The organism is Bacillus shivajii (assembly GCF_020519665.1).
Classification (GTDB): domain Bacteria; phylum Bacillota; class Bacilli; order Bacillales; family Salisediminibacteriaceae; genus Bacillus_CA; species Bacillus_CA shivajii.
The window spans coordinates 2,175,171-2,186,971 of the sequence record NZ_CP084703.1 but is presented as its reverse complement, the minus strand read 5'-3'; the positions used below and the strand labels follow the sequence as shown (position 1 = coordinate 2,186,971).

Below are 11,801 nucleotides of genomic sequence, written 5' to 3'. Positions count from 1 at the left end.
CCGCATGGGTAGAGAGAATTGGGAATTTCTGCACCACAACAATTGACAGAGAGCCATTTTTATTTACAATCTTAAGTATGCGATCCCATCTGGATGGATTCCAACATCAAAGCGCTCTTCTTCCTTTAATGTTGTCATATTAATAACAGATACGTCATTTGTTTTATTATTCGCCACATAAGCATACTTTCCTTCAGGATCTAATACAATTCCTCCTGCCCAAACACCTACTCTTAAACGTTTTACTTCCCATGGTCTTACCATTCCTTTTAATTCATGCTCTGTTTCAATAATCGATACGTCACCTGATTCGCGGTTTGCAACTAAGGCATACTTTCCGTCAGGAGTAAACAAAAGTCTTACTGGTGTTCCACCTACTCTTCGTTTATGTAATACCTCTAATGTTTCTGTATCGATCACATAAAGTGTGTCATCCCCTTGGTTTGCCACATATAATTCTTTCCCCTTTGGATGAACAGCAATTCCTTCCGGTCCTGGCCCTACAGGGAAGTGATTGATGACCTCCTCTGTTTTCGTGTCAATAACAGAAATATTATTACTACCGATATTCGGTACATAAACCTTCTCTCCATTTGGAGAAAAAGAGACCATATGTGATTTATCTTGGTATGTCGGTAATACTTTTTCAATTTCATCTGTGTCTGTATTAATAATAAACACCTTTTCACTATATGTAGATGCTAAATATAATTTCTTGCCGTCATTAGTAAGTCCAACACCATGCGGAAAGTTAAAGTCAGGATGTTCTATACGTTTAACAATTTCAAAGCTTTCATTATCCATTATATCGACTTTGTTCCCTAAAGAGCATGCAATATACGTTTTCTTTCCGTCCAAGGTGACAACAACCTCATGTGGGTTATAGCTTGTTTCAACCGTTTTAATGACTTCCTTCGTTTCCGTATCAACAATTGACACCGTATCCTCATCTTTGTTTAATACAATTAAGTAATCTTTCATAATTATTTACCTCCTCTGATTTTTCAGACTAATCATAACACAATTCACTTTATTTCGTATACCGAAACAAAAAAGACTCTCTCTTGTAAAATGATTACAAGCAAAGAGTCATTTTTGTTTCCACTATTAAGTGTCTTCAGTGTCGATGTTAGAAGATAGTTGGCTTTCTTCTAAATAATCTTCATATTTATTATGATCGACTGATACACCCGAATAATGACCGTAAATATCAGATGTAAGGATATTTTCCACTTCTTCGACATAGCCAATGTTTTCATTTGATTCATCAAACATTTGATTATAATCCTTTTCTGTATCAGCTAGGTCAGAAGGTGTATCTGACGATCCGTATTGGCTGACTTCTTGTATAGCATCCTCAGAATCATAAAATGTTTCTTCATCTTTACTATCGTCATACTTAAACTTCCCGGAAGGTGGTTTCAAAACTTCTTCTTCTACGGGGCGATCGTGTGAAACACGGTGTTCTGCGTGCTCAATACATCGCTTTGTCGCTGGAATGACCTCAAGTCTTTCGTAAGGGATGTCAGAACCACACACTTCACAAAGACCATATTCACCTTTTTCCATGGCTGTTAATGCATCATTTATTTGTTTTAAATATTGTTCAGCGTGTTCTTCTAACGATATATCTTTTTCTCGCTCGTATAACTCAGTACCTCCATCACCAGGATGGTTATCATAATTCGATAATTCTCCGACAGTCTCTTGACTGTGTGCTCGTTCTAAATCAAAATGATCGTCATTTATCCTTTGTTTTAACGCATCTCGTTCTTGTATTAATTCTTCTTTCATTTCGTTTAACTGTTCTTGGTTTAACAAAACAACACCTCCAGTTCAGTCTTAGTATATGGAGGTGCTTAATAAATTCCCTCAATACATGTTGCCAGCTTTACAAGTTAAACCCATTTAGAATGTTTAAGTATAAAACTTGAGTTATTAACGATTTCAATATCTTCTCTTTGTTTCAAGTTTTTCATGAGCTGAAAAAGAGCATGATCTTTTTGTTTTGCTTCAATCATACAATCGATTTGTGGAACACTTCCAGCGATTTCTTTTAAAAACGTCAAAAACATGTCCGTATCTATATGATCCGCATGGCTTCGAAAGCTCGATTCCGATTTAGGACTAGATATGTGCATTTTTACCGGAAGTGGTGATTCAGCCCACGTCTGAACTACCCGCTCCCACTCTTTCTCCCAATTTTCATCTTCATGATTTGCTAAATGATGGTGATAATCAAAGACGCATGGGATACCAAGTTTCTCACATAAATACAATGTGTCATTTAAATGAAACGTTTTATCATCATTTTCCAGCATGATGGTTTGTTGGATCATTTGCGGAACGTAAGACCAATTTTCAATAAACCGCTCTAATGCTGATTCTTTATCTTTGTAGCTACCACCAATGTGCATAACACAACGGTGAGTATGGTTAATAGACATTCCTCTTAATAATTGCAAATGCAATTTTAATGTTTTTAATGAGTCTGTTAAGACATTTTTTTTTGGTGAGTTTAAAAGCACAAAATGATCTGGGTGAAAGTCAACGCGCATGTCATGCTTATGAATAAACTCACCGATCTCAGCTAATTTTCCTTTTAATGGCTCTAAGTAATTCCATCCCTTTAATTCTTCATGTGTCGCAAGTGGAACTAGCTTTGAACTGAGTCGGAAAAATGTCACATCATGTGCAACACTATGTTTTAGTAATCGCAAACAATTATCAAGGTTTGATAATGCAATCCGTTCTAATTTCCGAACAGCCGCTTCATGATTATTATAATTTTCAAATTGTGTATATGTCATCGTTTGTGATGGCGAACTATTCTTCAGTTCGACACTCATTGCTACATACCCAAGTCTCACTAATGTCATATTAATTTCCTTCTCCCTTTGTCCATAGAGTTACACCGTTATTTTTTCTTCATACGTGTTTTCTATGTACAAAAAAAGAAATACAATAGAACTGTTAACACGTCTAACATTTAGTTTTACATGTTGCCTTTTTATTGTGATTTTAATGAAGATAATCACTCGAATTCGTTTACAGGCGGACGCTTTCTCCTCATGATACAAGTGCGCCATAAAACAAACCATGTTCTTTGACGGCATTGAATAAGGTATTATATCCGTTCAAAAATCCCTTCGCTTTCCGCGGGCAATGCCTCAGCTAAACAGGCCCAAAGCCCTGTTGGATCTTCGCCTATTGCTTTTCCCGCTGGAGTCTTCGGATTTTTGACGGATACAATTTATCAATCCCCGCCTATCACTTCTTCGAGTTATAAAGTCAATGTCAATAGAGCTTTGTATCATATATAAATCTCAGCGCTTGAGTTAGGGTTTTAAAGGAAAAGAGGAGTACCTCCCAAAATTTGGTTTTATATTTTGATTTGTGTCGCAGTAGAAATACACTTCGCTTTCCGCGGGCACGGCTTCAGCTAACTTTGGAAAGAAAAATTCATTTCTTTCCAAAGTGGATCTTCATCTCGCGCTGTTCCCGCCGGAGTCTACGTGTATTTCTACTGCTTCTAGATCTAATAACTTGTTCACTTGTATCCTAAGAAAACCTCTTTTATCATAGTTTTATTTTTAAGATAAGCTGTCATCAATTTTTAAGAGGTTAAGGATTTAAACGGAACTACTTTAATGGATCGTAACCTTCCTCATACTTTGGATAAATATGAGGGTGAAGGAGATGAGCGATCTTCATTAACCCGATTAACAACCGTGGTGAAGGCCGACAAAAAAATGGCTCTTCTAATACATAAATTTCATTATGAGAAATTGCCTTTACATCCCCTGATTGTTGGCGTTTTCGTACTATGTCAGTCTTAACTTTATCTTGTTGAACACCTACCCACACTAAACAAACAACATCCGGATTTTTTTCAATCACTTCTTCCCAATCTGTCTGGACACTTGCTTCTTTATAAGTAGCAAATACGTTTTGTCCACCTGCAAGATCAGACATTTCGGTTAGCCAATTTGCACGACCTGGAGTAAAAATCGGCTTCGGCCACCATTCCCAGTACAGCTGTTTTGGATGTTGTACGTTCTTACTTAATTCTTTGTATTGCTCGATGATGTTAAAATATTTTTCTTTGACTTTTATTGCTTGTTCACGAACATTCGTCCATTCCCCAACAAGCGTCAGAGAATACCCAATATCTGCAAACGTCTTTGGGTTAGGAACAATTTTATATGGAATTCCTCGCTTCTCAAGTTGATCAATGTTTTTTTCCATACCAGGAACCGTAAGTGACGCTAACACAAGATCTGGCTTTAAAGATTCTACGTGATCCATGTCGATATTTAAATCTGGCCCAACTCGCGGCAGTTGTTTTACTTCATTCGGCCAATCAGAATAATCATCGACGGCAATTAGCTGATCTGTTAAGCCTAAATAGTGAACGAGCTCAGTATTACTTGGACAAATTGATATTAATTTCATTTTATATCTCCTCAACATTCAATTTTATGTTTACAGTTTGAAAGTCGACTTCTATAATGGCAATAAGAAAGGAGTTCATGATGAAAAAATTCCATTGCTGTGCAACATGTATTCATTTTAGAGCCCAAAAAACAAAAGAACGTATGACTTACTATTGCAGCCGTCTAGGTTACGAGACAAAACCTACGTACGAATTCAACTGCTGGGAACCGAAAGAACAAGTGAAAAAACTCATGGAGAAAGAAGATTAAATGTCTATGCGTAATCGGTCAGACTTGGCACGTGACACACATGTCAACATTACATCATTCCGCCCTTTCTCCTCTTCAGTATAAAAGGCATCAAGGTGTTCAACTTCACCTTCTGTTACTTTCACTTCACACGTTCCACACCTACCAATTTTACATGAGCTTTGTACGTTATTCCCATTTTCTTGCAAAGTCTCTAATAATGACTTCGTTTTCGGAACATAAATTTGTTTATCTTTCACACAAACAGTAAACGCCTTCGCATCTGAAATGGTGTTCATTACAAACCGTTCATAATGAAGACTGCCTTTTGGATAGCCAAGCTTTACTGCAAAGGAAGCGAACGCATCAACCATTTGAGAAGGGCCGCAAAAGTATACGTGCGTTCCAATACGATGCTCTAGCAAATGTTCTACATGTAATCGTTCCTGTTTTTCTTTTGTAAAATAAAAGGTCGTCTCTCGTATGTATTTCTCATGAATTTCATCATAAAAAGGACAATCATCCTTTGACTTTGATGTGTAGTGTAATTCAAATGGGATGTTCTTCTCTTTCAAATACTCCATCATTGATAAAAAAGGAGTAATCCCTATTCCACCAGCATAAAAAATATGTTTTTTCGCTCGAAAGCTTAACGGAAAGTATTTTTTCGGATAACTAATCTTCAGTGTTTTCCCAACCTTTACTTGATCATGCCAATAGATAGACCCACCTGTACTTGAGGTGTTTTTCTGGATGACAATTTCGTAAACATTCCCTTGATGAGAATAGGTTGTAAGGGAATACCTCCGTTCAAATGTTTCGTTATGATCACCAACATAGGTAATGATATGCGAACCCGGACTAAAAGCTGGCAGCTCTTCTGAGACCCCTTCTAATAAAAATCTTTTTACACGGCTTGTCTCATCAATGATTCCTATCACTCTAACATCAATCGTAGGTTCTTGATGCACTCTCTTACCCCCTTACGCTAATTTCCACGAATGACTTCACCTAAATACGCATCATGAAACCGTGAAAATTGTTGGCTTATTTTTAACAGGTGCTGACAGTTCGTACACTGCAGGAGCTGACTATTTTTCATCTCGTTTATATCATGACAATGAGCACAAAAAATACGGTACTTATCCGTTTTATCACAAATATAATATTGAGACTCTTCATAAGAGTATCCAATGCTTGAGGCCAATTTCTTAAGCTCTTTAACAAACCTCTCACTACCTGCACCATATAGATACGTTCCAATTTTTTGATCGGCTAAATGCTCTTTTAAATCAGCATCCAAGCTCTCATTGGTGATCCTCTCATATGAATGATTGTCATTAATTAAATGCAAAGTTACATCTTTAAACACTTCTACACCTTGATCCGAACATAAAAGATAATGTCTTTTTCCACTTATATAAGTAAATGCTTCATGCACAATGGCCATCTCCCTAATACGTCATACACTCCTGTAAATAATGTAATACTTCCTTTTTATAAGATGAGATTCCCTTATAGTCCGTAATATCCTTAGGTAATGTTTGCACAATTTCAAAAAACTGTTTTGCTTTTTCTTTTGACTGCGAAAATGCTTTGAGTGGCATTAAGTACGTGTGAATCGTAAATAAAATCGTATTTGTTTTAGGAAGCCTTACGAGCACTTGATCTTCCACTCGCATATGAACGAACGAGGCGACATTTTCTGTTGTCACATTCGATCTCTCTTTCCCCCATTCATGAAACGTCTCTAAAGGGGTATCTAATTTGTCACCGGCCATTAACGACCAATTTTTACGTGTCCATCGCATACCTGGCTCCAAATGAAGGAGAAATCTTTTGATTTTTTGTTCTAAATGGTCCTTTTTAAACTGCGGAATAGGCTTATGAATGTCTTCAAAATTCATTCCTAAATTGAATGCCAATGACCAATTTGACGGAAAACATAAAAGCGCGGCATCTAAGAAAATATCACCATCTCTTTCTGACATAATGATCACATCTTCTTGGACATGTTTTCCGATTGTAAGTAGCGGGTTTTCTGTTGTGATAATCTTAAATTGTTCTTTTTCATTTAGAAGCTGATTGTTAAAAGTCCATTCACTCTCACTTTGACTAATAACAAAGTTGTTTGGATCATTTTCAACTAAATCATTCATGATGAATTGCGCTACTTCTAATTGAGCATCCGTTGTATGTGGAAGAGCTTGAAAACATCGCGCTTTATGATCATTAATTAACGTTCTTTTTAATTGTATTTCATTTTTATATTGACCCGTCACCGCAACGACTCGTTTATTATTTTTAGGTACTGTATTATTTGAATAGTTGTATCCGTTTGTTCGTTCGTCAAACGGATACGGAAAATTATGAATGTGATGAATCGTTGTCATCGTCTTCCCCCTTCATTCTTCCCATCCAATTTTAACATATCTTATTATTTTATCTTTTTATTTGGAATTTTCCCATAATAAAAACCCGCCGGTAAGCGAGTATTATAGCTACATGAATCAATTTCATCATTCAAAATAAGATGGGAAATTCCGAATGATGAGCATGACCTCCACTTCAGACGGACGCTTTTTAAAAACTCTACGAATGATGAATGCGCAACACTAAATAAGACCCCCATTTATTTTTTTAGCCCGAGCAAAATAAAACCAACACCAATCATAATAAGTAACATTTTCGTAAATGAAAGTTTATCCGTTAAATGTAAAACACCTAATGTCATGCTAGTAATGAAAATGATTGGTCCTGCAATAGCTAAAAAAGCGTTGACCATCATCGCTTTTTCTACACTATTAAACTTTAATATTAAAAATCCAGCGGTTAACTCTAACATCCCAGAAAATATACGCATCCCTGCTAAAATTAAGATGACTTTCTCTATGAGGTGAAACATTGATATTACCTCCCTTCCCGCTGATGCAACAATTAGCTTGTACATTGTATGCACGAGGAAGGAAAGCAATTCTAAAATTATTATAGAATGGTTAGTCATTTAGTAATCTCTTTGTTTAGGGAGACTAGTTTTGTCATGGTATGTGGGATTTTACCTGGTATTAATCTACCTGGTATTAATCCACCTGGTACAATTCTACCTGGTACATCATACTTGGCACATCTAACGTAGATTGCGCAATAAACAATAAAGGCTTAGCAAATGCTAAGCCTTTAGGAACATATTAATTATTTAACGACTTTACAGAGTCAAATTGGTCAGTCACATCTTTTGGTGGCTCTTTATCTAATAAGCTAACGACGATAATGGCTAAGACACCAAAGACAAAGCCAGGAACAATTTCGTATAGACTCCAGATTCCGCCTTCTAATCCAAGTAATGTGTCTAAATTCACCCATAAAATAACCGTTAAACCACCTAATAAAATCCCTGCAACTGCACCATTTCTTGTCATTCTACGCCAGAATAAAGACATAATGATTACTGGCCCAAATGTTGCACCAAAACCAGCCCAAGCATATGCTACTAATTCAAGGACTGTACTTTCAGGATTATATGCAAGAAAGATTGCTATGAGTGCGATCAGTAAAACACCAAATCTTCCGACCCAAACTAACTCCGTCTGAGTTGCACTTCTTCTGAAAATTGCTTTATAAAAATCCTCTGTTAATGCACTGGATGAAACAAGTAATTGGGAGTCAATCGTACTCATGATCGCAGATAAAATCGCCGCTAATAGAATCCCCGCTACAATTGGATGGAATAAAACTTGGGTAAACATAATAAAGACGACTTCTCCATCAGGTAAAGGAGATCCGGTAAAGTTTTCAAAATAGGCGATACCGACTAAGCCAACAAACATTGCTCCCGTTAAAGCAATAACTAGCCATATCATACCAATTAAACGTGCTTTTGGGATCTCTTTTGATGATTTTACGGCCATAAAACGCGTTAAAATATGAGGCTGACCAAAATAACCTAATCCCCAAGCCATTAACGAGATAATCCCAATCGTTGTGGCGCCAGCAAACGCATCCAAATGTGTAGGATCAATTTCCGCTATTAATCCTGCTGTTTCCGACCATCCCCCCATATTTTGAATGGCAACAATCGGCACAACGATAATCGCTAAAAACATCAGTGAACCTTGAATAAAGTCCGTCCAGCTGACGGCTAGAAATCCGCCTAAAAATGTATAAGAAATAATAACAATTGCACCAATCCATAATGCTTGTGTATAAGTTAATCCAAATGAGTTTTCAAATAATATAGCTCCGCCAACAAGTCCAGCTGAAGTATAGAAAGCAAAAAATAGAAGGATGAAAACCGCTGAAATTACTCTTAACATTTTTGAACGATCATGAAATCGATTCTCAAAAAAGTCTGGAAGTGTAATAGAGTCACCTGCAACTTCTGTATAAATTCGCAAACGTTTCGCAACGAATTGCCAATTTATGTATGCCCCTATCGCAAGACCGACACCGATCCACATTTCACTCATACCAGAAACATACAACGCACCTGGTAGGCCTAAAAGGACCCATCCACTTAAATCAGAGGCACCAGCACTTAACGCTGCCACTCCTCCTCCTAAACGCCTTCCTCCAAGTACATAATCTGATAAATTATTTGTCGTTCGATAAGCAATAAAACCAATCACTAATAACCCAACTAAATAAACTATAAACGTAACTAATGTAGCTGTATCCAAATTATTCTCTCCTTTCAGTAAAGAATGTTATGATTGATAAAATAACGAGTGTGATCATCGGACCAAAAAGCCAAAATGCTGTAGCTCCTGTTAAACCCGCTCCCATTCATACACCCCCTTCGAAAAAGTGATCTAATAAATCCAGCATCAAATATAGGCCTATTTACTTTGTTTCCTACCGTAACACACTTATCTTTATTTTTAAAATATATAGAATATTCTACATATAAAAGTGAGTGTCTGCTAAACTTTTGTTTTGAGACACTCACTTTTATCACTTATCTATTCCGTTATAAATAAATCAACTAAACAAATACCTTCCACACTTACAACCGAATCTTTAATTCAATTTCATTTAAGCCTTGTCGTACCTTATCTTCATTAAAGTGAAACGCTAACTCATCAAATAACAACTGTTCTATTTCATCGATTTCACAAATAATTTGTGCTAATTGTTTACTAATAAATGATGTTTCCTTACCATTAATGAGCTTTTTCTTATAACGGTTAAATTTTTGATCGAGTTCTTCAATTTGTTCATATAAATCTTCGACAGAGCCATATTGTTGGATTAATGGCAGTGCTGATTTTTCTCCGACACCAGGACACCCTGGAATGTTGTCACTTTTATCACCTAACAGTGCTTTAACGTCTACCCATTGATGTGCAGCAATGCCAAATTCATCTTCAAAATGATTAATTGTATAAACGGTCTCTTGTTTTTTTATCGAAAGGATTTGTGATACATGTTCATTTAATAGTTGATACAAATCTTTATCATTACTGTAAATATAACAAGGAGCTTCGTATTCATTACTCCACCTCGTTGCAAGAGCACCTATAACATCATCTGCTTCGTATGATGGGACAGTGATTTGGCTAATCCCCATTTGCTCAAGTACTTCCGTACACGTATGATATTGCTCGATCAACGGTTCTGGTAAATCATTACGTTGTGCTTTATAAAATTCATGCATTTGACTTCGCTTTGTTTCATCCCTTTTCACATCCCAAGCAACTGCTACATGCGAAATATCGTGCTCGGAAATTAAGTTGAAAAGCTTCTGAAAAAAGACTCTTAATCCATTCACATACTGCCCTTTGCTATTTTTTTGAAGTTCATCGTCACTTTTTCCAAATGAAGTTGCAAAATAGCCTCGACTTAATAAGTTAAAACCATCGATTAGTAATAGTGATTTTTGTTCCATCATTTAATCTCCTTTTATGTTCGTTCACATCAAATATTGTTATTTTACCACAAACGAGTCATTTTTCGTGTAGTATAAAGGTATTCCTTCAAAAGGAGTGTTTTACGTAATGAAAAACATCAAAGAACTAGATCTATTAAAATTGATTTCAGAAAAATTAAATAAAGAAACTGATCAAACGTCTCTACTTCAATCTGTCCTTGAACACTTGCTTTCATTAACAAATTTACAAACGGGTTGGATCTTTACTTTTAATGATGAAAGACAATTACAATTAGGAGCTTCGTCATCCTTACCGGAAGCCTTGAACGTTAATCAGAAACGCTTTATGTGTGAGGGTAATTGTTGGTGTGTTGAAAGGTACCAAGATGGTAGATTAAAAGAAGCGACAAACATAATAGAATGTAAAAGAATTGAAGATGCAATAACGTTTAAGCGTGGAGACAATGAAGGAATTACACACCACGCATCGATCCCATTACGAGCAGGAGATAACATGTATGGGATATTAAATGTAGCCTCACCTAACAAAAAGGAATTTACGAATGAGGAATTATCTATATTGGAATCAGTAGCATTTCAAATCGGAAGTGCACTTCACAGAATCGAACTGTTCGAAAATGAAAAAAAGCTAACTGTAATTGAAGAAAGAAACAGGTTAGCACGTGATTTACATGACCAAGTGAATCAGTTGCTATTTACAATCATGTATGTCGCAAACGGGACAAAATCTCTTACAAATGATAAAGAAATTTTGAATAGTTTAGAAAGTATTCAACATATGTCTGAAGACGCCTTAAGTGAAATGAAATCATTAATTTGGCAACTGAAAACCGATGTTTTATACGATCATTTACCAGCTTCTATTAAAAAATATGGGGTGAAAATTGGGCTTGATATTGATATCAATATTGAAAATATGCTTGAAATCCCGGAACATATGCAATGTGCGTTTTATACCATTGCCCAAGAAGCTTTAAATAACATAAAAAAACATACAAATTGTTTGAACCCCATCGTAACCATAAAAAAAACAAAGGAACAATGGATCATGAAAATACAAGATAATGGCAATGGTTTTACTGGTTCTAACAATCATGGCGTAGGGCTAATGAGTATGAGGGAAAGATCAAAGTTAATTGGTGGTACATGTCAAATATCGAGTAAAGAAGGGTTCGGAACAACTGTGGTCGTTACAATCCCACTTTAAAAAATATCATGTAAAGCAGGTG

At 36.1% G+C, this 11,801-nt stretch carries 12 protein-coding genes; 2 read left to right on the top strand and 10 right to left on the bottom strand.

Annotated elements, in window-relative coordinates; translation table 11 throughout:
* Positions 1–63 precede the first annotated feature (63 nt).
* The 4 genes from LGQ02_RS10780 to LGQ02_RS10765 all read right to left on the bottom strand — a co-directional run bounded on the left by LGQ02_RS10780 (position 64) and on the right by LGQ02_RS10765 (position 4,455).
* Entirely contained in the window at positions 64–981 is a 918-nt protein-coding gene (locus LGQ02_RS10780; RefSeq protein ID WP_226518145.1) for a YncE family protein, read from the bottom strand.
* A gap of 126 nt (positions 982–1,107) precedes the next feature.
* Positions 1,108–1,821: a TraR/DksA C4-type zinc finger protein gene (locus LGQ02_RS10775; RefSeq protein WP_226518144.1), complete on the bottom strand. Its 714-nt coding sequence runs from the start codon at positions 1,819–1,821 to the stop codon at positions 1,108–1,110.
* A 77-nt stretch (positions 1,822–1,898) separates the two neighbouring features.
* Positions 1,899–2,879, bottom strand: a complete 981-nt coding sequence (uvsE, locus tag LGQ02_RS10770; protein ID WP_226518143.1) for a UV DNA damage repair endonuclease UvsE — start codon at positions 2,877–2,879, stop codon at positions 1,899–1,901.
* Positions 2,880–3,642: 763 nt separating this feature from the next.
* On the bottom strand, positions 3,643–4,455 hold the full coding sequence (locus LGQ02_RS10765; protein WP_226518142.1) for a cobalamin-binding protein: 813 nt from the start codon (positions 4,453–4,455) through the stop codon (positions 3,643–3,645).
* Positions 4,456–4,532: 77 nt separating this feature from the next.
* Between LGQ02_RS10765 and LGQ02_RS10760 the strand changes: the two genes are divergently transcribed.
* A complete protein-coding gene (locus LGQ02_RS10760; protein WP_226518405.1) occupies positions 4,533–4,706 on the top strand; it encodes a hypothetical protein in 174 nt (57 codons plus the stop codon).
* Here the strand turns inward: LGQ02_RS10760 and LGQ02_RS10755 are convergent.
* The 6 genes from LGQ02_RS10755 to LGQ02_RS10730 form a co-directional block, all read right to left on the bottom strand.
* Entirely contained in the window at positions 4,703–5,656 is a 954-nt protein-coding gene (locus tag LGQ02_RS10755) for a PDR/VanB family oxidoreductase (RefSeq protein ID WP_226518141.1), read from the bottom strand. The two genes, LGQ02_RS10760 and LGQ02_RS10755, sit on opposite strands and share 4 nt — an antisense overlap.
* 17 nt (positions 5,657–5,673) lie before the next feature.
* Complete coding sequence (locus LGQ02_RS10750) at positions 5,674–6,126, bottom strand: dimethylamine monooxygenase subunit DmmA family protein (RefSeq protein ID WP_226518140.1); 453 nt, start codon at positions 6,124–6,126, stop codon at positions 5,674–5,676.
* Between the two features lie 13 nt (positions 6,127–6,139).
* Entirely contained in the window at positions 6,140–7,078 is a 939-nt protein-coding gene (locus LGQ02_RS10745; protein WP_226518139.1) for a heme-dependent oxidative N-demethylase family protein, read from the bottom strand.
* Between the two features lie 239 nt (positions 7,079–7,317).
* Positions 7,318–7,590, bottom strand: a complete 273-nt coding sequence (locus LGQ02_RS10740; RefSeq protein WP_226518138.1) for a YqhV family protein — start codon at positions 7,588–7,590, stop codon at positions 7,318–7,320.
* 283 nt (positions 7,591–7,873) lie between these two features.
* Positions 7,874–9,361, bottom strand: a complete 1,488-nt coding sequence (putP, locus tag LGQ02_RS10735; protein ID WP_226518137.1) for a sodium/proline symporter PutP — start codon at positions 9,359–9,361, stop codon at positions 7,874–7,876.
* Between the two features lie 326 nt (positions 9,362–9,687).
* Positions 9,688–10,569, bottom strand: a complete 882-nt coding sequence (locus LGQ02_RS10730) for a 5'-3' exonuclease (protein WP_226518289.1) — start codon at positions 10,567–10,569, stop codon at positions 9,688–9,690.
* Between the two features lie 109 nt (positions 10,570–10,678).
* Here LGQ02_RS10730 and LGQ02_RS10725 point away from each other — a divergent pair, with 109 nt between their 5' ends.
* Positions 10,679–11,779, top strand: a complete 1,101-nt coding sequence (locus LGQ02_RS10725) for a GAF domain-containing sensor histidine kinase (RefSeq protein ID WP_226518136.1) — start codon at positions 10,679–10,681, stop codon at positions 11,777–11,779.
* Positions 11,780–11,801 lie beyond the last annotated feature (22 nt).